Annotated in this window: 24 protein-coding genes; 11 read left to right on the top strand and 13 right to left on the bottom strand. The window is 46.0% G+C overall.

The annotated features are described in order from the left end of the window. Window positions 1-239: 239 nt before the first annotated feature. Genes ACMCM8_RS04810 through ACMCM8_RS04790 form a run of 5 tightly spaced genes read left to right on the top strand, consistent with a single transcriptional unit; the run spans window position 240 to window position 4,663 of the window. Window positions 240-671, top strand: a complete 432-nt coding sequence (locus ACMCM8_RS04810) for a nuclear transport factor 2 family protein (protein ID WP_412725998.1) — start codon at window positions 240-242, stop codon at window positions 669-671. Then, the gene (locus ACMCM8_RS04805; RefSeq protein WP_412725996.1) at window positions 668-1,387 is read left to right on the top strand and encodes an SDR family NAD(P)-dependent oxidoreductase; all 720 of its coding nucleotides are present in this window, start codon (window positions 668-670) and stop codon (window positions 1,385-1,387) included. Before ACMCM8_RS04810 ends, ACMCM8_RS04805 begins: the two co-directional genes overlap by 4 nt. A gap of 11 nt (window positions 1,388-1,398) precedes the next feature. Continuing rightward, a complete protein-coding gene (locus tag ACMCM8_RS04800; RefSeq protein WP_412725994.1) occupies window positions 1,399-2,664 on the top strand; it encodes an NAD(P)/FAD-dependent oxidoreductase in 1,266 nt (421 codons plus the stop codon). Next, complete coding sequence (locus ACMCM8_RS04795) at window positions 2,661-3,404, top strand: DUF1365 domain-containing protein (protein WP_412725992.1); 744 nt, start codon at window positions 2,661-2,663, stop codon at window positions 3,402-3,404. Before ACMCM8_RS04800 ends, ACMCM8_RS04795 begins: the two co-directional genes overlap by 4 nt. Window positions 3,405-3,406: 2 nt before the next feature. After that, window positions 3,407-4,663 (top strand): class I SAM-dependent methyltransferase, encoded by a 1,257-nt coding sequence (locus ACMCM8_RS04790; RefSeq protein ID WP_412725990.1) that lies wholly within the window; start codon window positions 3,407-3,409, stop codon window positions 4,661-4,663. 35 nt (window positions 4,664-4,698) lie between these two features. Here the strand turns inward: ACMCM8_RS04790 and ACMCM8_RS04785 are convergent, their stop codons facing one another. Together ACMCM8_RS04785 and pomA are read right to left on the bottom strand one after the other, a co-directional pair. Continuing rightward, window positions 4,699-5,628, bottom strand: coding sequence for a flagellar motor protein MotB (locus ACMCM8_RS04785; RefSeq protein ID WP_412725988.1), 930 nt, complete (start codon window positions 5,626-5,628; stop codon window positions 4,699-4,701). After that, a complete protein-coding gene (gene pomA / locus ACMCM8_RS04780) occupies window positions 5,628-6,389 on the bottom strand; it encodes a flagellar motor protein PomA (protein WP_412725986.1) in 762 nt (253 codons plus the stop codon). The genes ACMCM8_RS04785 and pomA overlap by 1 nt, the downstream gene beginning before the upstream one ends. Before the next feature lie 424 nt (window positions 6,390-6,813). On the opposite strand from pomA, the gene xseB reads away from it, so the two are divergent. The 4 genes from xseB to hxpB are packed head-to-tail and all read left to right on the top strand — an operon-like array spanning window position 6,814 to window position 10,567. After that, entirely contained in the window at window positions 6,814-7,056 is a 243-nt protein-coding gene (gene xseB / locus ACMCM8_RS04775) for an exodeoxyribonuclease VII small subunit (RefSeq protein WP_412725984.1), read from the top strand. Window positions 7,057-7,085: 29 nt separating this feature from the next. Next, window positions 7,086-7,976 carry a farnesyl diphosphate synthase gene (locus ACMCM8_RS04770; protein ID WP_412725982.1) on the top strand — a complete coding sequence of 297 codons (891 nt, stop codon included), beginning with the start codon at window positions 7,086-7,088 and terminating at the stop codon, window positions 7,974-7,976. A 32-nt stretch (window positions 7,977-8,008) separates the two neighbouring features. Next, window positions 8,009-9,892: a 1-deoxy-D-xylulose-5-phosphate synthase gene (gene dxs, locus ACMCM8_RS04765; RefSeq protein WP_412725980.1), complete on the top strand. Its 1,884-nt coding sequence runs from the start codon at window positions 8,009-8,011 to the stop codon at window positions 9,890-9,892. 15 nt (window positions 9,893-9,907) lie between these two features. Further along, a complete protein-coding gene (gene hxpB, locus ACMCM8_RS04760; RefSeq protein ID WP_412725978.1) occupies window positions 9,908-10,567 on the top strand; it encodes a hexitol phosphatase HxpB in 660 nt (219 codons plus the stop codon). 99 nt (window positions 10,568-10,666) lie between these two features. Here hxpB and ACMCM8_RS04755 read toward each other — a convergent pair whose 3' ends face one another. From ACMCM8_RS04755 to lpxD, 10 genes are all read right to left on the bottom strand, one after another. Beyond that, window positions 10,667-11,167, bottom strand: coding sequence for a phosphatidylglycerophosphatase A family protein (locus tag ACMCM8_RS04755; protein ID WP_412725976.1), 501 nt, complete (start codon window positions 11,165-11,167; stop codon window positions 10,667-10,669). Between the two features lie 24 nt (window positions 11,168-11,191). Continuing rightward, window positions 11,192-12,166: a thiamine-phosphate kinase gene (gene thiL, locus ACMCM8_RS04750; RefSeq protein WP_412725974.1), complete on the bottom strand. Its 975-nt coding sequence runs from the start codon at window positions 12,164-12,166 to the stop codon at window positions 11,192-11,194. Window positions 12,167-12,212: 46 nt separating this feature from the next. Continuing rightward, window positions 12,213-12,635, bottom strand: a complete 423-nt coding sequence (nusB, locus tag ACMCM8_RS04745; RefSeq protein WP_012518940.1) for a transcription antitermination factor NusB — start codon at window positions 12,633-12,635, stop codon at window positions 12,213-12,215. Window positions 12,636-12,647: 12 nt separating this feature from the next. Then, complete coding sequence (gene ribH, locus ACMCM8_RS04740) at window positions 12,648-13,121, bottom strand: 6,7-dimethyl-8-ribityllumazine synthase (protein ID WP_014998929.1); 474 nt, start codon at window positions 13,119-13,121, stop codon at window positions 12,648-12,650. A gap of 281 nt (window positions 13,122-13,402) precedes the next feature. Further along, the gene (ribBA, locus tag ACMCM8_RS04735; RefSeq protein ID WP_412725972.1) at window positions 13,403-14,503 is read right to left on the bottom strand and encodes a bifunctional 3,4-dihydroxy-2-butanone-4-phosphate synthase/GTP cyclohydrolase II; all 1,101 of its coding nucleotides are present in this window, start codon (window positions 14,501-14,503) and stop codon (window positions 13,403-13,405) included. Between the two features lie 20 nt (window positions 14,504-14,523). Beyond that, a complete protein-coding gene (locus ACMCM8_RS04730; protein ID WP_412725970.1) occupies window positions 14,524-15,186 on the bottom strand; it encodes a riboflavin synthase in 663 nt (220 codons plus the stop codon). Between the two features lie 29 nt (window positions 15,187-15,215). After that, complete coding sequence (gene ribD, locus ACMCM8_RS04725) at window positions 15,216-16,346, bottom strand: bifunctional diaminohydroxyphosphoribosylaminopyrimidine deaminase/5-amino-6-(5-phosphoribosylamino)uracil reductase RibD (RefSeq protein WP_412725968.1); 1,131 nt, start codon at window positions 16,344-16,346, stop codon at window positions 15,216-15,218. Window positions 16,347-16,353: 7 nt separating this feature from the next. Next, window positions 16,354-16,803 (bottom strand): transcriptional regulator NrdR, encoded by a 450-nt coding sequence (gene nrdR / locus ACMCM8_RS04720; RefSeq protein WP_412725966.1) that lies wholly within the window; start codon window positions 16,801-16,803, stop codon window positions 16,354-16,356. 76 nt (window positions 16,804-16,879) lie between these two features. After that, on the bottom strand, window positions 16,880-18,136 hold the full coding sequence (gene glyA / locus ACMCM8_RS04715) for a serine hydroxymethyltransferase (RefSeq protein ID WP_412725964.1): 1,257 nt from the start codon (window positions 18,134-18,136) through the stop codon (window positions 16,880-16,882). Between the two features lie 165 nt (window positions 18,137-18,301). Beyond that, complete coding sequence (gene lpxD / locus ACMCM8_RS04710; RefSeq protein WP_412725962.1) at window positions 18,302-19,330, bottom strand: UDP-3-O-(3-hydroxymyristoyl)glucosamine N-acyltransferase; 1,029 nt, start codon at window positions 19,328-19,330, stop codon at window positions 18,302-18,304. A gap of 326 nt (window positions 19,331-19,656) precedes the next feature. Here lpxD and ettA point away from each other — a divergent pair, with 326 nt between their 5' ends. Both ettA and ACMCM8_RS04700 read left to right on the top strand, forming a co-directional pair. Further along, window positions 19,657-21,324, top strand: coding sequence for an energy-dependent translational throttle protein EttA (ettA, locus tag ACMCM8_RS04705; RefSeq protein WP_412725960.1), 1,668 nt, complete (start codon window positions 19,657-19,659; stop codon window positions 21,322-21,324). Between the two features lie 131 nt (window positions 21,325-21,455). Continuing rightward, window positions 21,456-21,863, top strand: a complete 408-nt coding sequence (locus ACMCM8_RS04700; RefSeq protein ID WP_412725958.1) for a PilZ domain-containing protein — start codon at window positions 21,456-21,458, stop codon at window positions 21,861-21,863. 38 nt (window positions 21,864-21,901) lie between these two features. On the opposite strand, the gene radA is transcribed toward ACMCM8_RS04700, so the two are convergent. After that, on the bottom strand, window positions 21,902-23,269 hold the full coding sequence (gene radA, locus ACMCM8_RS04695; RefSeq protein WP_412725956.1) for a DNA repair protein RadA: 1,368 nt from the start codon (window positions 23,267-23,269) through the stop codon (window positions 21,902-21,904). Window positions 23,270-23,307 lie beyond the last annotated feature (38 nt).

Raw genomic sequence — 23,307 nt, 5'->3', positions numbered from 1 at the left:
CTTACGCGAGTGAGTATGAATTGGATCGAATGGGAAAATTTTTCACACTTACTGGCAATCTCGTGATCTCTCTCCCCTAATTAACTGTATTGCTAATGTATAAAGTTGAACGGTAAGAACCACATCAACGACACGCGACCCAATTAAAATAAATCTCGCTTGCCTGCACAGAATGAAGGTAGTGCATGGTTTTCGACTAAAAATCTACGTCGCCACTTCATTTTGAGAAGGATTACACAATGAACGTTATTGAACGTTTCTGTGATATTTATGCGGATATATGTCAAATATCCCCTGATGAACTAAATGCTATTTATGCAAAAGATATCGTTTTTATTGATCCTATTACTACCCATCGCGGACTAGAAGACGTCAAAACATACTTCGCCCGTCTTCTTGATAAGGCAGAGAGTTGTCGCTTCAGCATCTCCGATGTATTTGAATGTCACGGACCTAACACTAACGTTACCCATGTAGCTAACTGGACCATGACGTTGGTTCTTCTCAAAAGTAATAAAGTGATTTACCTAGATGGCACTACACAGTTGTCAGTGAAAGACAACATCATTGTGTACCACAAAGACTACTATGACTTAGGGGAAATGGTATACGAACACATTCCTGTATTGGGATTTTTAATCAGAACAATAAAGAGGAAGTTAGCGTCTTGAAAACACTCTTAATCACTGGCGCAACGTCGGGTATAGGCAAAGCGTTAGCGGAGCATGCCGCAAACAATGGTTATCATGTTATCGCATGTGGCCGCAATAAAGATGTACTGGCGACCATGAAAGCACACCCTAACATTACGGCGTGTCAGTTTGATGTGACTTCACTGAGTGAAACCCGTACTGCACTTGCATCCGTTGAATTCGACATCGCTGTGCTCAATGCGGGCACGTGTGAGTATGTGGATATAGAAAATTTTGAACCTGAAATGTTCAGACGGGTATTCGAGCCCAACTTTTTCGGCGTGGTGAATTGTGTTGATGCGCTATTACCGGCACTTAACGCTCAAAAACAATTGGTCATTGTCGACAGTATGGCACGCCTTCTCCCCTTTACCCGTTCACAAGCTTACGGAGCAAGCAAAGCCGCACTTCATTACTTTACTAAATCCCTGGAAGTGGACTTACACCACAAAGGCGTATCTGTAAAAACAGTTTCACCTGGATTTGTAGAGACGCCATTGACGGACAAAAATGACTTCGAGATGCCAATGAAAATATCGTCCGCAGAGGCCGCAAAAGTCATGCTGAAAAACATCGAACGGAACACGCAATCGATATTCTTCCCGCGCGTTTTCGGCTATGTATTGCGTTTTTTACAGATTTTACCGGCTCCCTTGCAGAAACGACTGTCTCTGGCACTGAAGCACAAGCAATAAGAGAAATAACAATGACAACAAAAATCGCCATTATCGGTACAGGAATATCGGGATTAACGTGCGCACATTTGCTGCACAGGAACAACGACATCACCGTTTTTGAAGCCAACGATTATATTGGCGGTCATACCGCAACTAAAAAAATCGCTGATGGAGAACAAACCCAACAAATAGATACTGGCTTCATCGTGTTTAACGACTGGACCTACCCTAATTTCATAACGCTGCTCAACGCATTGGGAGTGAGTTATCAACCCACTGAAATGAGCTTTTCAGTGGTGAGTGACAAAGCGAATCTGGAATATAATGGCAATAACCTTAACAGCCTTTTTGCCCAGCGAAGAAACCTGTTGCGCCCTCGTTTTTGGCGCATCATCAAGGATATATTGCGCTTCAATAAAGCATGTAAGTCAATGGTAGCAGAGGGGCGTGATACTCACTCCCTTACACTACAAGACATCATTGACGAGTTGGGTTTAATTGAGGATTTCGCCCGTTACTATATATTGCCAATGTGTGCAGCCATTTGGTCAAGCACATTAGAACAGACGCGTCGCTTCCCCCTGACGTTTTTTCTGCAATTTTTCAATAACCACGGTTTGCTCAATATCTCTCATCGACCTCAATGGTTCACGATTAAAGGGGGATCGAGTGAATATATTCCCCCACTGATTGCACCATTTAAAGATAAAATTAAATTATCTACACCAATCTCTTCGGTAGAAAAAGTCGAAGGGCAATGGCACGTGACGGATAAGCGGGGTGAATCAACCTTGTTCGATCATGTGATTTTTGCCTGCCACAGCGATCAAGCGCTTACGTTACTTTCCCAGCCTACGCCAGCCCAGCAGTCTGTATTGGGAGAAATTCCCTATGCGAACAACGAGGTAGTGATGCATAAGGACACATCGGTGTTACCAAAGCGAAAGCTCGCATGGGCAAGTTGGAATTACCGGCTTAAAGACGACAATAGCGAGGAACAGCGACCTGCATCAGTCACCTATAACATGAACATATTGCAAAGACTAACGGCTTCGAATACCTATTGTGTAACGTTAAACAATTCATCCGATATCGATAAAACAGCAGTATTGGGTCAATACAATTATGCCCATCCTCAATTCAGCCCCGAAATGGTTAAAGCACAGGGTAGAAGGTCAGAAATTTGCGGTATCGATAATCTGCACTTTTGCGGCGCATATTGGTATAACGGATTCCATGAAGATGGAGTGAAAAGCGCACTGGATGTCTGTGAACGCTTCGGAGAGCGCCTGTGATAGAGAGTGCGCTATATAGTGGAAAAGTATTTCACCAACGATTTAAGCCAACACAACATAAGTTTGACTATGACATTGACTTGTTCTGGTTAAAGTTAACCGGAAACGAACTGACTACCCTCTCTCAGTCACTTAAGTATTTTTCTGTTAACGAAAAATCACGGTTGCGCTTTAAGCGCTCAGATTACTTAGGTGAACGTGATATGCCTCTGTGTCAGGCCGTATTGGAAAAAATGCAAACACTCAGCGGACAAAGCGCGCTGAAAGGTGATGTTTTCATGTTGGGGCAACTTCGAACCTGGGGGCTTTATTTCAGCCCTGTTAACTTTTACTACCTGCGCAACGAGTGTGGAATATTTACCCATATGCTGGCGGAAGTCAGCAATACCCCCTGGAACGAAAGACACTACTATCTGGTCGACTTAGCTGTACAAGCTGAAACTCCCAAAGCGTTTCACGTATCACCGTTCAATCCCATGGATATGACTTATCAATGGCACATTCAGCAGCCTGGCAAAACGCTCGCTTTAGCGATGGATTGTGTCCGTGACACAAAGGAGTTCAGTGCCGGTATTCAGCTTACAAGATTAACTTTATGTAATGCGAATCTATCGGTTGCACTAAAGCGTATACCCAGTATGACAATAAAAACCGTGGCGGGAATTTACTGGCAAGCGCTGAAGTTATTCCTTAAAAAAACGCCACTGTATACACACCCAGGTAAAAGTCAGGAACAATAAGAATGTCTTTTGGTGAATCTGTTTTACTTACCACTTCAGAGGTCTCTGTCGTTGATAAAACGTGCAGAAAATTATTTTTACAATGCTTGCGTCACCTCCCCTTTGGCTGCCTGACCATTGCAGAATGCTCAGTAACTGTAGCCCGCTTTGGCAATGAGAGCGATACACTTGCTGCCACAGTAAATATTAAAGATATACGCGCTTATCGGCGACTACTGCTTGGAGGTAGTGTTGGCGCGGGAGAAGCCTACATGGAAGGCTTATGGGACAGCGATGACGTAACTGCTGTTGTTCGTATTTTTGCGCGTAACTTGCCTACTTTGGACGAATGGGAAAACAAATTTAAATGGCTTGCCATGCCATTAAATAAACTCCAGCACTTTACCAGACGAAATACACGTGATCAGGCAAAGAAGAATATTGCAGCCCATTATGATTTGGGTAATAAACTCTATACCCGCTTTCTCGACAATACCATGATGTATTCTTCGGCAATTTACCCTGATGCCAACACATCGCTGCATGAGGCCCAAAATTACAAACTAAAAACCATTTGTGAAAAGTTGCAATTACGCAACACGGATCACCTTATCGAAATTGGTACTGGTTGGGGAGGATTGGCCGTTTATGCCGCCAAACATTATGGCTGTAAGGTGACCACGACAACAATTTCTGAGGAACAATATGCCTGGGCCAAAACGTGGATTAATCGCGAAGGGTTAACAGACAGGATCACGCTGCTTAAAAAAGACTACCGGTTGTTGGAGGGTAAATACGATAAGCTTGTCTCAATTGAAATGATAGAAGCAGTGGGTAAACAGTATTTGGGTAACTTCTTTGAGAAATGCGAATCGCTGCTTAAAGAAGATGGATTGATGCTATTACAGTCGATCACTATTGATGACAGACGCTATGACAGTTACTCCAACAGTGTAGACTTTATTCAGAAATACATTTTTCCCGGTGGTTTTCTACCATCCCAATACCAGTTAAATGCGCACCTGAAAAAATACACCAAAATGATGATACGCGACCTTCACGACATTGGTCTGGATTATGCAAAAACCTTAAGCGATTGGTATGACGCTTTTATTTCTGCCAAGGACCTGCTAATGAAAGACGGGTATGACGAGCGCTTTATGCGCATGTGGACGTACTATTTAAAATACTGTGAAGGCGGCTTTTTAGAACGCACTATCAGCACTGTGCAATTGGTTATTTCAAAGCCACAATACAGAGAGGAGTTGAGCAGAGCATAGACCGCCCTGCTCGAACGCGTTTACTACTTCAAAACCTATTTTTCTACCACTGAAATAGGTTTTGAAAGCATAGGTTTACCCTGATTAATAGTAATTTCAACACGTCGGTTTTTCGCCCTGTCAGCAGACGTAGTGGCGTTTTCAACCATTGGATCGGTATCCGCCTTTCCCACCACCGACATACGGCTTTCGTCAAAACCTGGCGCGGTACGCATCGCTTCGGCTACCGCGACTGCTCGCTGAGCTGACAAATCCCAGTTTGAACGGTAGAGTTCGTTGGCAATGTGCTGTCCATCACTGTGCCCTGAAATCTCAATTTCACCGGGAACATCCGCTAAGATTACACCAATTTTTCGTAGAACTGGTTGAAACTGTGGTTGTAGAAACGCCGAACCCGCTGAAAATGAGCCATTTTCCTGAATGCGAATTGTAATTTGTTGGCCAAGTGATTCCATTTCAATAGAGCCATCGAGTATTTGTTTTTGCAACTGCTGAGCCACTTTTTTCATCAACTCAGCAGTTTGTGTCTGATCTGAGCTTTGTTCCGCTGACGCTGCTGATTCACTGGCCGTCTGTTGCGATTGACCCCCGCGCTGTTCGCCCCTTTGTTTTTGGCGACCACCGGCTGAATCTTCATCACCCGCTTGAAACTCCAACATCTGCTGGGTCATTTCTATGGTTTGCTGCTGAATGGTTTCAATGGGCGTAGGATCGGGCTTACCGGGGCGAAACTCCATCGCGATGACACTGGTTCCTTTGGGAATGTCTTTTACTTCTATTTTATTTTGTACGCCAAAGGCGAACTTCATCGAGCCGGCTATTTGCTTAAACTTAAGTACATCCATTTCCGAAAAAGCCAGCAACAACACGAAGAAGCACATCAGCAGTGACATTAAATCTGCGAATGTACCCATCCAAGCGGGCAGCCCCTCGGGGGGGCATTTTGGACATTCTTCTTCGGCCATTACTCTTCCTCAGCGGCACCGCGCTTGCTGGCAGCTAAATAGTTTTTCAGTATACCTTCGATAACCCGCGGGTTTTGACCGTCAGCGATACCCACGATGCCATCTAGTACCAGACTTTGATTTAACTTTTCTTCCGCCGCGCGGTTGGAGAGCTTCACTGCAATAGGCAAACACACTACGTTGGCAAGAAATGCGCCGTAAAGCGTAGTTAAAAGTGCGACCGCCATGGCAGGTCCAATTGCTTTAGGGTCATCCATGTTTGAAAGCATAGCAACCAAACCAATTAGCGTACCGATCATTCCCATGGCAGGTGCAACATCACCCATGCCTTTAAAAATCGAAACACCAAAATCGTGTCTGTCAGTTGTCATTGATATGTCTTTGGCTAAAGTTTCCCGAACCACTTCGATATCGTGTCCGTCAACCAACATATCCACGCCCTTTTGCATAAATTCATTCGATATTTCGGCTTCTTCAAGGGCTAGAAACCCGCCTTTACGCGCCGCATCAGCCATCTCAACGATTTTTTCAATCAGTTCTTCAGGCGTATCGATTTTAAACATGAAGGCTTTGCCCGCCACCTTACCCGCACCAAAAAATTGACCCAAGGTAAACTGAGATAATACAACGAAGAGGGTTCCACCAAATACAATTAGGGTAGACGGCACGTCGATGAACATGCTCATACTTCCACCTAACATCATTGCCATCACAACAAAACCAATGGCGCCCAACATACCTATGACGGTTGCTAAATCCACTCACTCATCCCCATTAATGCGCAGTCAGTGCTATTAATCTACTTTTACTCTATCGGCATAGTATGAAAATACTAAAACGACATTATTGAAAAATATCACATTTATTCGGTGATATTGAAGCGTGTGTTGCAGAACTTACCCATCGGTTACGCATAAAGCCTTATTACTTACAGCGCTGTTGATGAACGTAAACACTAAGGGCAGACACACCTACAATGTATTTATCATTATACTATTGAGAACTTCGAATATAGCACAATTATGTCGCAACACGTGGTATATCGTTTATAGCATATTTTAAGGAAAATAGAGGTCACAGGACAGGCACTTGTTGGCAATATGCAGACAAACCATTTGACCCTTGTGCCCCCCTCAGTTAATGTGCGCGGTACATGTAAATTGGCGAATAAACTGAGTGTTTTTTATGACGACGGAAAAAGAGTCAGCATCCTTTGAAGACACGTTAGCGGAATTAGAATCCATCGTTAACGAAATGGAAAACGGTGAATTACCACTCAACAAAGCACTAGAAAAATTTGAGCGTGGCATCGCGCTGTCTAGACAAGGCCAGCAATCCCTCGAAAAAGCCGAGCAAAAAGTAAAAATATTGCTTAGTGCCCAAGGCGAAGAGACACTTAATCCATTACCTGAGAGTGAACAACCTTAATCTGTTCATTGTTAACCAACAGGCATCCTATGAATTTTTCAGCTTTGCATCAGCAGGTTAAAAACCAAACTGATGCATCTCTACTGGCATTAATAGACCAACTGCCAGACTATGCACCCCGATTAAAAGACGCCATGCGTCACGCCTTACTAGCAGGAGGAAAGCGAATGCGCCCCTTGCTCGTGCAAGTGGTCGGCAATACGCTAGACGTACCTAAAAAAGACCAAATGGCCATCAGTATGGCCATAGAATGTATACACGCGTACTCGCTAGTTCACGACGACTTACCAGCCATGGATGACGACGACCTTCGTCGTGGCATGCCTACGTGTCACATTGCGTTTGATGAAGCCACTGCTATTTTGGCTGGCGATGCTTTGCAATCACTCGCTTTTAGTGTACTAGCTGATGCACCTTTAAGTGAGTTTGCACAAACCAAGCGCAGTCAACTGCTTTCGATACTGGCAAAAAGTGCCGGTTTTTTAGGCATGTGTGGCGGACAGGCAATTGATCTTGCCAGCACCGGTGTCGCTATCTCTTTAGATGAACTTAAGCAACTGCATCAGCTGAAAACCGGCGCCCTGCTTAAAGCCTGTGTTGAAATGGTTGCGGTCGTGTGCGAAGACCTCACCGAACAAGCCAAAACAGATTTAATGGCCTTCGCTACCGACATTGGCCTGGCTTTTCAAGTTCAAGACGATATCTTAGATGTTGAAGGCAGCAGCGAACAACTGGGTAAACCCGCAGGTTCTGACCAAGCATTAGGGAAAAATACATTCCCTGCTAAGTTAGGCTTAAACGGCGCAAAACAGGAATTGTCCGAACTCCATAATAATGCACTTCAAGCGTTGACCCGTTTACCCTACAATACCGATAGTTTAATCGCGTTTAGCGAGCTTCTGGTAAAACGCGACCATTAGCCACGCGCCATGTTGAAAAAGATAATAAGTAAATGAGTTTAGATCTCCAACATTACCCAACGCTTGCGCTTGCGCAAACGCCTGATAAATTGAGACAACTGCCTCAAGATAAGCTTCGTGAACTCGCTGATGAATTACGTGAGTATTTGCTTAATTGCGTCAGTCAGACCAGTGGACATTTTGCATCTGGCCTAGGCACAGTAGAGTTAACCGTTGCGTTGCACTACGTGTATAACACGCCTTTTGACCGCCTTTTATGGGATGTCGGCCACCAAGCATATCCGCACAAAATACTCACTGGCCGTGCCGAACGAATGAGCACTATTCGTCAGAAAAATGGTTTACACCCCTTCCCTTGGCCACCTGAAAGTGACTATGACACTTTCGCTGTGGGTCACTCTTCTACTTCGATCAGTGCAGCTTTGGGTATGGCAGTTGCCGCAGAGAAAGAAGGAAAAGATCGCAAAGTTGTGGCGGTGATAGGTGATGGAGCAATGACAGCGGGAATGGCATTTGAAGCGCTCAACCACGCCGGGGACATCAAAAAAGACATGGTGGTTGTGCTAAACGACAACGAAATGTCAATTTCTGAGAATGTGGGTGCGCTAAATAGCCACCTTGCCCGTTTGCTTACAGGTAATTTCTTTAATTCTATTCGAGACGGTGGCAAGAAGTTACTAAGTAATGTGCCCCCAATCAAAGAGTTTGCCAGCCGCGCAGAAGAGCATTTGAAAGGCATGGTAGTGCCTGGCACTATTTTTGAAGAACTTGGCTTTAATTATATCGGCCCAATTGATGGCCACGATGTAAATGCAGTGGTGGATACCCTTCGCAATATGCGTAAATTTGAAGGGCCCCAGTTGCTTCACGTGGTTACCAAGAAAGGCAAAGGCTACGCAGTGGCCGAAGAAGATCCAATTAAGTTTCACGCAGTACCTAAATTCAACCCTGCCGATAATGCATTACCAAAATCGAAGCCGTCGGCTCCTACATACTCTGCTATTTTTGGCCAGTGGCTATGTGATATGGCAGCACAAGATCCCAAGCTAATGGCGGTTACCCCAGCCATGCGTGAAGGCTCCGGCATGGTAGAATTTTCGCAACGCTTTCCTGAGCAATACTTTGATGTAGCTATTGCAGAACAACATGCGGTGACCTTTGGTGCCGGCCTTGCGAAAGACGGTATGAATGCCGTTGTTGCTATTTATTCGTCATTCCTGCAGCGTGCCTATGACCAACTAATTCACGATGTGGCTATTCAAAACTTACCCGTTTTGTTTGCAATCGATAGAGCCGGAATAGTTGGTGCAGATGGTCCTACTCACCAAGGGGCTTTCGACATTGCCTTTTTGCGCTGCATTCCCAATATGGTCGTTATGGCACCTTCTGATGAGAACGAATGTCGCCAGATGCTTTATACCGGTCATAAGCTACAAAAGCCTGCGGCAGTTCGCTATCCTCGCGGTGCTGGCATGGGTGTAACGCCTGAGCAAACCATGACAGCGCTTGAAGTGGGCATATCCCGTACTTGTCGCCAATCTCAAGCATCCAAAGGTAAGCGCATTGCAATTTTGAGCTTTGGTTGCTTACTGCCTTATGCACTTGAAGCCGCAGAGCAACTTGACGCGACAGTAATTGACATGCGCTTTGTTAAACCCCTCGACGGTGAAGCGGTGTTGAGCGCAGCCAATGAGCACGATGTTTTAATCACCCTTGAAGATGGATGCATTATGGGTGGGGCTGGTAGTGCAGTATTGGAACATCTGCAACAACACGGAATAGTAAAATCCGTAAAATTGTTGGGGCTGCCTGATAGTTTTATTTTGCAAGGCACACAGCAAGAAATGTACAAAGAACACGGTTTGGATAGCGAAGGTATCATGGCCGCCGCCAAGCAACTTTTGTCATTTAAATAAAGGCTGCGCAAACAGATGAAAGCGGTCATTTTCGATATGGACGGTACGCTTATCGATTCCGAGCCTTTTTGGAAGCGCGCTGAACAGCAAGTATTTACCTCTGTGGGCGTGAAAGTGACCGATACCTTGTCAGCCCAGACAGCATCGATGACAACTCGGCAAGTAACAGAGTTCTGGTATCAACGTTTTCCTTGGCAAGGAAAAAGCTTAGAACAAATCGAAAATGATGTCATAGAGCGAGTTTCAGCGCTTATCAGCAGATCGGGAAACCCAATGGTTGGCGTGCAGGAGATATTACATTTCTTCCAATGCAAAGGGTTTAAAATTGGCCTTGCCACTAACGCGCCAGCCACGCTGATCCCAGTAGTATTGGATAGGTTAAACATTGCTAAGTACTTCGATTGCACTTCGTCATCAGCTCAGGAAGTGCAAGGTAAGCCGCATCCAGCAGTGTATTTGACCACTGTCGAAAAACTAGGTGTCGACCCCTCTAGATGTATTGCCTTTGAAGATACACACTCTGGGTTGATGTCAGCCCGGGCTGCAGGACTCAAAACCGTGGTTGTTCCCTCTTCGACGTATAAAATACCATGCGACTTTGAAAAAGCCGATATAGTACTTAACACATTAGAGGATTTTAACGAGGAGCACTTGAATCGCTTACTTCCTCATTAAATTGGTAAACTGGGCTGATTGATATTGTTATATGAACGCTATACGCGTTCAGGGAACTGTCTGAACCAGTGCGACGTTTGTGAAATAGATCGTTCGGATTTAGAAAATTTTCAGCACCGCCGGCCAAAACAACATTAACATATGCAAACACCCACAGGCCATTGCACCGGCTAAGATGTCATCAAGCATAATCCCTGTACCCCCGTGTAAGCGCTTGTCGATAATACCGATTGGCCAAGGCTTCAAAATATCAAAAAGACGAAATAGCAAGAAGCCCACCAACAAACTCGACGCCGACAATGGGATGAATAGGAATGTCACGAACATGCCCGCAATTTCATCCCACACGATAGAGCCGTGATCGTGCACCTGCATATCGTCTGCGGTCTTGCCACATAAATAGATACCCACCACACTGAATATCAGCGTTAAGGCGATAAAGGAGATAATCGATACTTGAGTACACAACAAGAGTAAAGGCAATGCAGCCAGTGAGCCGAACGTGCCGGGCATAAAAGGGACAAGTCCACTTCCAAACCCCAATGCTAGAAAATGAATTGGGTTCTTTAAACTCACTCTAGCACGATATTCAGGCTGCATAGATAGGTCTCTTTATAGCTACTTTTAATAGGTCTCGAAACTGTGCTCGTAACCGGATGTATTTTTCGGCGTGAATTTTTCGCTATCTTTGAACAATGAAAGCGCACCAGACTGCCCCGTTAACTGGCCAATGCACGTTGCTTTCACGTTGGTACTGGCTAGTGAAGTTTCAAGGTTTCCCCGCTGCTCTTCACCCACGGTGAAGATGAGCTCGTAATCATCACCGGCACTTAAGGCGTACTCAATGGCCTGTTCAGGTTCAACAGCGCTGGTTAGTGCACGGGACAAAGGCAATTTTTCTACATGGACATTGGCGCCACAGTTAGACGCTTTAAGGATATGTCCCAAATCTGAAATTAATCCATCAGAGATATCAATGCACGACGTGGCAATTCGGCGAATTGCAGTACCGACGGCAACACGAGGAGTGGGGAAATAATGTCGGTTGATCAGCACGTCCTTTGCCTCGCCCGATACTTCAAGTTTACCTTGAAGAATGTCAAGCCCTGCTCCAGCATCCCCTAAAGTCCCTGTTACATACACCCAATCGCCTGGCTTCGCCCCACTTCGAGTCAACTCAGAGCCTGGTGGAATAAAACCTTGAGCCGTGATCGTCATGGCCATTGGGCCTTTAACCGTATCTCCGCCAATCAGTTGAACTGAATAATATTGGGTAAGTTCATACAGGCCTGATGCAAAATCGTCTAACCACGCTTCATTAATATCGGGTAATGACAGCGACAGACTTATCCAGGCAGGTTCAGCCCCCATGGCGGCCAAATCGCTTAAGTTCACCGCAACAGTTTTATAGGCCACAGACTTGGCAGGCGCATCATTGAGAAAATGTACACCAGCGACTAGCGTATCAGTCGTCACCGCAAGCTGTTGGTTTTCCGGAACCGTAGTGACGGCGCAGTCATCACCTACACCGATAACTACGTCTTTGCGTTTGTGGCCACAATCAGAGAAATAGCGGCCGATAAGATCAAATTCTTTCACAATATTGTTAAACCCTTTTAGCAGCATTCCATGCTGCTACTGTAGGTTAATCGCGCTCGTCTTTGCGCAATGTGCGCACAGCTTTATCTAATGCACCATTAATAAACTTATGACTTTCTTCAGCGCCAAATGCTTTAGCCAGTTCAATTGCTTCATTAATAATGACACGGTATGGCACATCAATACGCTCTGTCAGTTCCAGTGTCGCTATGCGCAAGATGGCTTTCTCAATTGCATCTAACTCTTCAGGCAAACGACCAAGATAAGGCTTAATAGTGGCATCAAGCTTACTTGCATTGTGCGCTACACCGCGCAACAAAGCTTGAAAATATGCCATGTCTACTTTTTGCATGTCGTTGCTGGTGGCTAGCGCTAGCTCAACCTGCTGAATATCGTTGTGACTCATTTGCCATGAATATACACCCTGCAAGGCGAGTTCACGGGCTTTACGACGAGCTGAAACTTTCACTTAATGTTTACCTTAAAGCTTTTCAACAGCATCGATAACGTTAACCATTTCAAGCGCACCCAGTGCAGCTTCTGCACCTTTATTGCCCGCTTTGGTCCCTGAACGCTCGATAGCTTGTTCAATTGAATCTGTTGTAATGACGCCAAACGCAACGGGTACGCCATACTCAAGCGATACTTGCGCAAGACCTTTGTTGCATTCGCCTGCAACAAAATCAAAGTGTGGAGTACCACCGCGGATCACCGCACCTAATGCAATGATAGCGTCAAATGACTTTTTCTCTGCTAATTTTTTAGCCACTACAGGTAATTCGTAAGCACCAGGTACACGTACTAACGTGATATCGTCATCACTTACTTCACCGTGACGCTCTAGGGTGTCTAAAGCCCCTTCTAGTAAGCTTTCTACTACAAAGCTATTAAAGCGTGATACAACGATAGCAAACTTCTTACCGGTTGCTCTGATATTACCTTCAATTACCTGCATGGATTCATTCCTCGAGAAAAAACGGCGCGAAGTATACCACAACTGCGCCCAAACTAAATCGATTGTTTCTTTAACTTCTATTTGTACTGCTGACCAAAGCTGATTGGGGCAGCAACCTCGGTGGTGAACACGCGGTGAATACATCCCTGTACGCTCCGCCACCGCATCCATGCGGTGGAGGGTTCACAACCGAGCTTGCTGCCCCACTCTATCTATCAGTCACTTGCGGACATGCCCCCTCCGCGCACTATCTAAGTGTAACTGAGTACACGTACTCAGCACTAGTCGTGCACGTACTCCACTACTTCAAGGCCATAGCCTGAAAGCGCGTGGTACTTAATTGGCTTACTAAGCAGGCGCATCTTATGTACGCCCATAGACGCAAGAATTTGGCTGCCCACGCCGATAGTGCGTGATGAACCCTGCCAGTCAGCACCCGTTGGGCGCTCGCCTCTATCTTCTGCAGCAAAACGACGTACTTGGCTTTCAATGTGCTCTTCTTTACCTAATAGCACTAACACGCCGCCTTCTTCTGAAATTTTGCGCATGCCATCTGCTAGCGTCATCGAGCGATGGATACCGCGAGTAGAGCCAAGAAGATCACTAAAAGTATTGTGAAGGTGTACACGAACTAGCGTCGGCTCATCTTCTTTGATTTCGCCTTTCTTCAATGCGAAATGAAGTTGATTGTCTATGCTGTCTTTAAATGTGTGAAGTTCAAAGTCACCATACTCTGTTGGCATGTGACATTGTGCAACTTTCTGAATAGTGGTTTCGTTTAAATTGCGATACTCAATTAAATCGGCAATGGTACCGATTTTTAGGTTGTGCTTAGCAGCGAACTTCTCTAACTCGGGACGGCGCGCCATGCTGCCATCTTCATTGAGAATTTCTACAATGACCCCTGCGGGCTCAAGCCCGGCTAAACGCGGTAAATCTACGCCCGCTTCTGTATGACCCGCCCGATTAAGTACGCCACCTTCCTTCGCAATCAAAGGGAAAATATGTCCCGGCTGAACAATGTCGGTCGCCTTGGCTTCTTTAGCGACGGCGGCCTTAATTGTTGTCGCCCGGTCTGCCGCAGAAATACCTGTAGTAACCCCTGTGGCGGCTTCAATAGAAACCGTAAAATTAGTGGAAAACTGCGCTTCGTTTTTATCTACCATTAATGGTAGGTTTAGTTTGCGACAACGCTCTTGAGTCATGGGTAAGCACACTAGTCCGCGTGCATGAGTGACCATAAAGTTAATTGCTTCTGGCGTCACATGCTCGGCCGCCATGATAAGATCACCTTCGTTTTCCCTGTCTTCGTCATCCATCAAGATAACCATTTTACCTTGACGAATATCCTCAATAATTTCTTGTGTGGTGTTAAATGCCATAATGTGTGCTTCTTGTAGGGTTATTTTTTTAAAAATCCGTTCTCGGCAAGAAATGCCATATCAATGCCTTTTTTGGCGGGCTCAGCGGCTTTATCACCTAGCATCAAACGCTCCAAGTACCGTGCGATGACATCCACTTCTAAGTTTACTGCTGTTCCCACTTTATAATTGCCCATTATGGTTTCTTTCAGGGTATGCGGGATTATCCACAGCATGAACTCCGCGCCGTTAACTTCATTCACGGTTAGACTGATTCCATCCACGGTAATACTTCCCTTATGGGCGATATATTTTGCGATTTCCTGTGGAGCTTTGACCCAAAACTCAATGTATTCGGCGTGTTTGATAATATTTGATACTGTTCCAACCCCGTCCACGTGGCCCGAGACAATATGACCGCCAAAGCGATCGGTGGGTCTCATTGCCTTTTCTAAATTCACTTTTGAGCCGGTGGTGTAATGCGCAAAGCCAGTGAGTTTGATAGTTTCAGCAGAGACGTCGGCACAGTAAAAGTTGTCTCCTAAATCGGTTACCGTTAAACACACGCCATTTGTGGCGATACTGTCACCTAGGGCGACATCAGACATATCAAGGGTCTGGGATGATACGGTCAAACGTATATCGGTACCGCGATTATCTAATTTGGTAATGGTACCTAACGCTTCAATAATTCCAGTAAACATAAATTTCCTCGTTATCGCGAATAGCGAACTTAATTACTCGCGTCGGGACGGAAGATAAGCTTAATATCGTTACCGATTTGACGGTTTTCAATAAGTGACAGCGAAATAGATTGGTCAAGTGAGGTAAAAACAGGTAGCTCCACCATACTTTTGCCTGTATTTCCCAACAATTTAGGAGCCTGGTAGCAAATGAGTTCATCGACCAGCCCCTCGTTGAGTAGCGCACCCGCGAGACCAGGACCTGCTTCAACCCAAACTTCGTTGTATTGTTTATCACCTAACGCTCTGAGTAAATCGGCGAGGTCCACCTTGCCGCCTTTATCTGCAACCTGTAAATAATGGCGCGAAGCGGTATCCGGTTGCGGCGCGGTCGTCGCAATCAGCGTCAGGTGTCCATCGCTTAGCAATTGACAATCATGACCAATGGTGTGGCTACTATCCACGACTACCCGAACCGGTTGGCGAAGATGCGGTAATGGGTAATCATTAAGTTGTGCCTCACTATCTCTTACCAACAAACTGGGATCATCTGCATTCACTGTTCCTGACCCCGTGAGTACCACGCAGCTCTGCGCGCGATAGCGCTGCACATCTCGTCTGGCATCAGACCCGGTTATCCATTGACTCTGCCCGTTTTGTAAGGCTATTTTACCGTCTAAGCTAATTCCCAACTTAACGCGAACATAGGGCCTACCCGTCAACATTCGCTTAATAAAACCCGGGTTAAGTGCAGCGGCTTCTGCGGCCATTATATCACTGACTACGTCGATTCCAGCCTCTTGCAACATGCGTATACCATTGCCACACACATTGGAATTAGGATCTGTCATGGCCAATACAACCCGTGCTACCTGCGCATCGATTAGCGCTTTCGCACAAGGGGGCGTTCTTCCAAAATGACTGCAGGGCTCTAGGGTAACATACGCTGTCGCCCCCTTTGCACCTTGCACAGAACGGGTATTGGCCTGATTTAACGCATGTACTTCCGCGTGCGGCGTACCCGCCTGAACATGATAGCCTTGACCAATAAGTTTGTTGTTTTCATCGACAATTACACAGCCGACTCGGGGATTGGGCGAGGTAGTGAAGCGCCCTTTTTTGGCGAGTTGGATAGCCTGTGCCATCCAAAAATAATCGTTTTTTATAGTCGCGTGATCCACGTGGATTCTAGTCTCCAAGACGTGCTATTTCTTCTCCAAACTCACGAATGTCTTCGAAAGACCGATACACTGAGGCAAAACGAACGTATGCCACTTTGTCGAGCTCTTTAAGGGCTTTCATAATTAACGTGCCCAGTAGTTCGCTTGCTACTTCTCGTTCACCGGTGGCGCGCAGTTGGGATTTGAGGGATAAAATACACTGTTCCACCTTTTCGGTACTAACAGGTCGCTTTTCAAGGGCGCGTTGTAGACCTGCGCGGAGCTTATCTTCATTAAATGGCTCACGTGAGCCATCCCGTTTGATAACGCGCGGCATGACCAATTCAGCACTTTCAAAGGTGGTAAAGCGCTCGTGACAGACCATACACTCTCGGCGTCTGCGCACTTGTTGCCCTTCTCCAACCAAACGAGAATCAATCACTTTTGTTTCTTGTTCTGAACAAAAAGGGCAAAACATAAAATATCCTATTAATTATTGCGTACTTAGACTAACAGTAGTAGCAAAGTACGCAATAAAAGACAGTGTGATCTACTTATCCGTAAACCGGGAACTTAGCGCAAAGTTCAACAACTTCACCCTGTACACGCTTAATTACTGACTCATCGCCCATGTTGTCAAGAATGTCACAGATCCACGTTGCCACTTGCTTCGCTTCTTCTGCTTTGAAACCACGACGGGTAATAGCCGGGCTACCAATTCGCAAACCGCTTGTCACAAACGGCGAACGAGGATCATTGGGAACAGAGTTTTTGTTTACCGTAATGTTAGCGGCGCCTAGCGCAGCATCTGCATCCTTACCGGTAATGTCCTTGTCGATAAGATCAAGTAAGAACAAATGGTTATCTGTGCCACCAGAAACAATCTTATAACCGCGTTCTTTCATTACCGCTACCATGGCCTTGGCATTTGCCACAACCTGTTGTTGGTATGCTTTAAACTCAGGTTGAAGTGCTTCTTTGAATGCTACCGCTTTTGCCGCAATCACGTGACATAGTGGGCCACCCTGATTACCCGGGAACACCGAGCTGTTCAGTTTTTTGTAGATGGTCTCGTCACCACATGACGACAAAATTAAACCACTGCGCGGGCCTGCTAACGTTTTATGCGTAGTCGTCGTTACCACATGAGCATGAGGTAGCGGGTTAGGATACACACCCGCTGCCACTAGACCTGCCACGTGAGCCATATCCACTAAAAGGTATGCTCCAACGCTATCTGCAATTTCACGGAATTTTGCCCAGTCAACAATGCCCGAATAAGCAGAAAAACCGCCAATAATCATTTTAGGCTTGTGTTCTTTAGCCAGCGCTTCTACTTGCGCATAGTCAATTTCACCGGTTTCTTTATTTAGACCGTACTGAATGGCATTGTAGGTTTTACCAGAGAAGTTTACGTGTGAACCGTGAGTAAGGTGACCACCTTCAGAAAGGCTCATACCCAGTACTGTATCACCCGCATCCAGTAATGCCATGAATACCGCTGAGTTAGCCTGTGAACCGGCGTGTGGTTGTACGTTCGCGTAATCTGCTCCAAACAGTTCTTTCGCTCTGTCGATGGCCAATTGCTCTACCACGTCTACGTGTTCACAACCACCATAGTAACGCTTGCCAGGGTAGCCTTCTGCATACTTGTTAGTAAGCTGTGAGCCCTGCGCTTCCATAACACGTGGGCTACAATAGTTCTCAGAGGCAATAAGCTCGATGTGATGTTCTTGACGCTCAACCTCTTTTGCCATGGCATCGGCTAATTCAGGGTCAAAGTCAGCTATGTTCATTTCGCGAGAAAACATGGGGGCTCCTTAACTGCAGTTTAATATGGCATGCGGATTGGTAGTTCGCACTGATTGCTCAAATTCGAGCCATATTCTAGTCATTTTCGGTTGCTTGTATACCGCTTTATGACCAAATTAATACAAATGGCGCAGGATTTACGGATTCCCTGCGCCAGCGTGTGATCAGACCTGTTTTTCCAGTGCCTTCACACGGTCAAACAAACTGCCTATTTTTTGCAATCTCACTGTGTTTTTGCGCCATTCCCGGTTGCTCTGTGCGGGTTGTCCAGATGAATAGACCCCGGGCTCAGTGATATCTTGGACTATCATGGTGTAGCCTGTTATCTGCACATTGTCGCATATGCTAATGTGACCATTAACGCCTACCCCGCCGCCAATGATAACGTGCTTACCAATGTGGCAACTACCGGCAATTCCCGTAGCACCGCAGATACATGAATGGTCGCCAATAATACAGTTGTGGCCAATTTGAACCTGATTATCAATAATCACATTGGTGCCTATAATTGTATCTTCCATTGCACCTCGGTCGATACTGCTACTTGCACCTATTTGACTATCATCACCGATCCGCACAGACCCCGTTTGAGGAATGGGTATCCAAACCCCCTTGTCGTTTGCGTACCCAAATCCCGCTGCACCAATAACGGTTTGACTGTGCACAGTCACGCGTTTTCCGATAACCACATCGTGATAAATAGTCACGTTAGGGTGAATAATACATTCCTCGCCGATTTGGGTGCCTCTGCGAATGACAGAGTTGGCTCCCACTGTCACTCTATCCCCAAGCACAACATTGTCTTCAATAATAACATTGTGCCCTAACGCCACATCACTGCCTATACGTGCAGAGGCCGCTATCACAGCCGAGTCAGCTATACCAGTTGCAACTGCGGGTGTCGTGTCAAACAACTGAGCGATGAGGGCAAATGCTGCATGTGGGTTTGCAGCTACTAAAGCAGGAACCGGACAGTCTGTTTTCAGACTGTCGTGAACAATAACCGCACCCGCACTGGTGTCCTTTAACTGGGGCTTATATTTAGCATTAGTTAAAAATGAGATTTGATGAGCTTGGGCACCCGACAAAGTACCTACCGCAGAGATTGCTACATTACTATCGCCGTGCACTTCTCCACCAACGTGTTTTGCAAGTTCCTGCAGACTGTACGTGCGTTTGTTCATGGTGGTCATCTTTTCTTACCTGTCCCGATGTATTAGTCATATCTTGTAAAAGGCATCGCCCGTTGGAGCTACTGTAAAACCTTGCCGCGGCAAACGGTCTGGCGTTTTTATCGATTGCGTTTACGCACGATGCCCAAAGTTAAGATGATTGAGTTTACCTTAAATCGTCACACCCACCGATGTTTTATCGCACTTTTTCGGGTAAATGCTTAAAATATCATCAAGTGCAATTTTCAGTTGTGTAAGCCACTGGCACAAACTAGGCGGTTACGAGTAGAATACGCCACCAAACCGCAAAATTTTATTTTTCACCGCTTTTTCAGCGAGGATAGAGCATGGCTCAATACGTTTACAGTATGCACCGCGTGGGCAAAATTGTTCCACCGAATAGACACATTCTTAAAAATATTTCACTTAGCTTTTTCCCGGGCGCCAAAATTGGTGTGCTAGGTCTAAACGGCGCAGGTAAATCTACCTTATTGCGCATAATGGCTGGTGTTGACACCGATATAGAAGGTGAGGCTCGTCCTCAACCTGGTCTAAAGGTGGGTTATCTGCCACAGGAGCCGCAGCTCGACGAAACAAAAGACGTACGCGGTAACATTGAAGAAGCGGTAGCCGACGTTAAACACGCGCTAACCCGTCTAGATGAAGTTTATGCGGCCTATGCAGAGGCAGATGCAGATTTTGATGCGCTGGCAAAAGAGCAAGGTGAACTAGAAGCAATCATTCAGGCCAAAGACGGTCACAACTTGGAAAACGCGCTTGAGCGCGCTGCTGATGCGCTGCGCCTTCCCCCTTGGGATGCTGATGTCAGCAAACTATCGGGTGGTGAGCGTCGCCGTGTTGCGCTATGCCGTTTGCTGTTAGAAAAGCCAGAAATGCTGCTTCTCGACGAACCGACCAACCACTTGGATGCAGAATCGGTAGCATGGCTTGAGCGCTTCCTTCACGATTATGAAGGTACTGTGGTAGCCATTACCCACGATAGATACTTCCTCGATAACGTGGCGGGTTGGATATTAGAACTTGACCGTGGTGAAGGTATTCCATGGGAAGGTAACTACTCTTCTTGGTTGGAACAAAAGGAAAATCGCTTAGAGCAAGAAGAGCGCACCGAAACGGCGCGTATGAAGAGCATGAAACAGGAATTGGAATGGGTTCGCTCAAATCCCAAAGGTCGCCATGCTAAGAGTAAAGCGCGTATGGCGCGCTTTGAAGAGCTCTCAACCAGTGATTACCAAAAGCGCAACGAAACCAACGAACTCTTCATTCCGCCGGGTGAACGCTTAGGTGACAAAGTTATCGAAGTGACTAATCTGAAGAAGTCTTACGGTGATCGTGTCCTTATTGATGACCTGTCATTTAAAGTGCCTAAAGGTGCCATTGTGGGGATTGTCGGCCCTAACGGCGCAGGTAAATCTACCCTGTTTAGAATGCTCACCGGTACTGAGCAACCTGATTCAGGAACCATCGATTTAGGTGAAACCGTTCAAATTGCTGCGGTGGAACAGTTCCGCGATCATATGAACGAAAACAACACAGTATGGAAAGAAATTTCTGACGAGCAGGACATTATCCGCATTGGTAATTTTGAAATTAACAGCCGTGCCTACTGCAGCCGATTTAACTTTAAAGGCACCGATCAGCAGAAGTTCATTAAAGATTTGTCGGGTGGTGAGCGCAACCGTGTGCATTTGGCAAAACTGTTAAAAGCAGGCGGCAACGTTTTGCTACTGGATGAGCCAACTAACGATTTGGACGTTGAAACGCTTCGTGCATTGGAAAACGCCCTGTTGGAATTTCCCGGCTGTGCCATGGTTATCTCGCATGACCGTTGGTTCCTTGACCGTGTAGCCACGCACATCATGGACTATCGCGATGAAGGTAAAATTAACTTCTTCGAAGGTAACTACTCTGATTATGAGAGCTGGTTAAAACAAGAATTCGGGCAGGATGTCGTCGAGCCACATCGCTTGAAATACAAGCGCATGGCTAAGTAAACTTAGTGTAGAGCAAAGAAAAGCCTTCACGGATTGTTCGTGAAGGCTTTTTTATTTATCAGGCTTTTAGTTGATAACTGGAGTTTCTTAGCCAATACTGTTTGGCAAAAAGACAATAAAGGTGATTATAAATGACGGACAAGCGCCAGTTTCAGCGAGTAACATTAAACGTCAATGGCAAACTTGCCCACAACGATACGACAATTGATGTCATTGTCAGTGATGTGTCCCTTCAAGGGATAAAACTGCAAGCCTCAGAGTCGGCACTTGCTACGCTTCCGTTTGATAGTCACGACCCTTATAAAGCCACTTTCCAGGCTAATGAAGACAGTCCAGTCATTACCCTTCACATATCACAATTGTATCGGCACGCCGATAACCGAAAAGAAGTGGTTTCTTTAGGGTGCAAAGTAGAATCGATGGATTTGGAAAGTGTCAGCGCCTTGCGTCGATTAATATTGCTCAACAGTGAAGACGCAAGCATTGAAGAAAAAGATCTCAATGCTTTGGTTGATGCCGTTTACAAAGCGCCGCAGTAGTTTCTCTGGCGCTTTTTGCCATTTTCGTTAAAGGCACCTTACTCTAAGGCATCTAGCGCATCGGAAAGTCTCGCGACCGGAACCACTTTCATACCAGTAACAGCCTGCTTTGGCGCATTTGCCTTAGGTACAATAGCGCGTTTGAAACCGTGTTTCGCTGCTTCAATGATACGCTCTGTACCATTGGGTACCGGCCGTATTTCACCAGCCAAACCCACTTCACCAAACACGATTAAATCACGGGGTAAAGAACGATTTCTAAAGCTGGAAATCATCGCCAACAGCAGTGCCAGATCAGCACTGGTTTCCGATACACGCACGCCACCGACGACATTAACAAATACATCCTGATCGTTCATTTGTACGTTGCCATGACGATGTAGCACCGCCAACAGCATAGACAAACGATTCTGATCTAAACCCACCGCGATACGTCGAGGATTAGACATCTGTGAATAGTCAACCAACGCTTGAATTTCTACTAGCAATGGTCGGGTACCTTCCCAAATCACCATGACGCTTGATCCAGGTGTTTCATTGTCACCACGACTTAAGAATATGGCAGAAGGGTTACTGACCTCTTTAAGCCCCCTTTCGGTCATCGCAAAAACGCCTAGTTCATTGACCGCGCCAAAGCGATTTTTGTGACTGCGTAAGGTGCGATAACGACCATCGCTTTCACCTTCCAGCATCATCGAGCTATCAATACAGTGTTCAAGTACTTTGGGGCCAGCAAGATTACCATCTTTAGTGACGTGACCAACAATAAACATGGCGATGTGATGTTGCTTAGCAAATCGGGTTAAAAATGCAGCACTTTCGCGCACTTGTGAAACACTGCCTGGTGCTGATTGAACATCTGAGACATGCATGACCTGAATGGAGTCAATGACCATGATCTTCGGCTTTTTAGTGAGCGCGAGATCACAAATCGTTTCCACATTCGTTTCGGCAAGCATCATTAGCTTATCGTCAGGTAAATTGAGACGCTTTGCCCGCATGGCAACCTGTTGTAACGATTCTTCCCCGGTAATATATAGCGCCGTTTCATTTTTCGCCATTTGACACATGACTTGCAGCAACAACGTGCTTTTACCCGCTCCCGGAGAGCCGCCAATCAACATAGCCGCACCGGGCACAATTCCCCCGCCTAACACGCGGTCGAGTTCTTTAAAACCGGAACTAAAACGGGGTAACGCCGCTAAATCGATGGCATTAAGCGTTTCAATTTTCGCCGCAGTCTGCCCTGCGTACCCTGAAGTACTATGACGTGGTGCACTTTTAGCGCTCGCGACGACAAACTCACTTATGGTATTCCATGCCTTGCACTCAGAACACTGCCCTTGCCAGCGGGGAAACTCAGCGCCACAATCTGCGCATACATAAGCTGTTTTACGTTTTGCCATATTCCAGTTTTATCCGTGTCATAAAAGGGGTATTCTAC

This window comes from Alteromonas sp. D210916BOD_24 (assembly GCF_047159385.1).
In the GTDB taxonomy this organism is placed as follows: Bacteria; Pseudomonadota; Gammaproteobacteria; order Enterobacterales; family Alteromonadaceae; genus Alteromonas.
Note: the sequence above shows the minus strand (reverse complement) of the source record. Positions and strands in the feature narration are given on the sequence as shown.

Bases quoted from the DNA above. Each gene is read 5' to 3' on its own strand.
- ribH (WP_014998929.1), bottom strand. From the start codon at position 13,121: ATGCAGGTAATTGAAGGTAATATCAGAGCAACCGGTAAGAAGTTTGCT.
- ACMCM8_RS04755 (WP_412725976.1), bottom strand. From the start codon at position 11,167: ATGCAGCCTGAATATCGTGCTAGAGTGAGTTTAAAGAACCCAATTCAT.
- xseB (WP_412725984.1), top strand. From the start codon at position 6,814: ATGACGACGGAAAAAGAGTCAGCATCCTTTGAAGACACGTTAGCGGAA.
- dxs (WP_412725980.1), top strand. From the start codon at position 8,009: ATGAGTTTAGATCTCCAACATTACCCAACGCTTGCGCTTGCGCAAACG.
- lpxD (WP_412725962.1), bottom strand. From the start codon at position 19,330: ATGACCACCATGAACAAACGCACGTACAGTCTGCAGGAACTTGCAAAA.
- ACMCM8_RS04800 (WP_412725994.1), top strand. From the start codon at position 1,399: ATGACAACAAAAATCGCCATTATCGGTACAGGAATATCGGGATTAACG.
- glyA (WP_412725964.1), bottom strand. From the start codon at position 18,136: ATGTTTTCTCGCGAAATGAACATAGCTGACTTTGACCCTGAATTAGCC.
- ribBA (WP_412725972.1), bottom strand. From the start codon at position 14,503: ATGGCATTTAACACCACACAAGAAATTATTGAGGATATTCGTCAAGGT.
- ettA (WP_412725960.1), top strand. From the start codon at position 19,657: ATGGCTCAATACGTTTACAGTATGCACCGCGTGGGCAAAATTGTTCCA.
- ACMCM8_RS04700 (WP_412725958.1), top strand. From the start codon at position 21,456: ATGACGGACAAGCGCCAGTTTCAGCGAGTAACATTAAACGTCAATGGC.
- ACMCM8_RS04730 (WP_412725970.1), bottom strand. From the start codon at position 15,186: ATGTTTACTGGAATTATTGAAGCGTTAGGTACCATTACCAAATTAGAT.
- nrdR (WP_412725966.1), bottom strand. From the start codon at position 16,803: ATGTTTTGCCCTTTTTGTTCAGAACAAGAAACAAAAGTGATTGATTCT.
- ACMCM8_RS04810 (WP_412725998.1), top strand. From the start codon at position 240: ATGAACGTTATTGAACGTTTCTGTGATATTTATGCGGATATATGTCAA.
- ACMCM8_RS04770 (WP_412725982.1), top strand. From the start codon at position 7,086: ATGAATTTTTCAGCTTTGCATCAGCAGGTTAAAAACCAAACTGATGCA.
- hxpB (WP_412725978.1), top strand. From the start codon at position 9,908: ATGAAAGCGGTCATTTTCGATATGGACGGTACGCTTATCGATTCCGAG.
- ACMCM8_RS04785 (WP_412725988.1), bottom strand. From the start codon at position 5,628: ATGGCCGAAGAAGAATGTCCAAAATGCCCCCCCGAGGGGCTGCCCGCT.
- ACMCM8_RS04790 (WP_412725990.1), top strand. From the start codon at position 3,407: ATGTCTTTTGGTGAATCTGTTTTACTTACCACTTCAGAGGTCTCTGTC.
- radA (WP_412725956.1), bottom strand. From the start codon at position 23,269: ATGGCAAAACGTAAAACAGCTTATGTATGCGCAGATTGTGGCGCTGAG.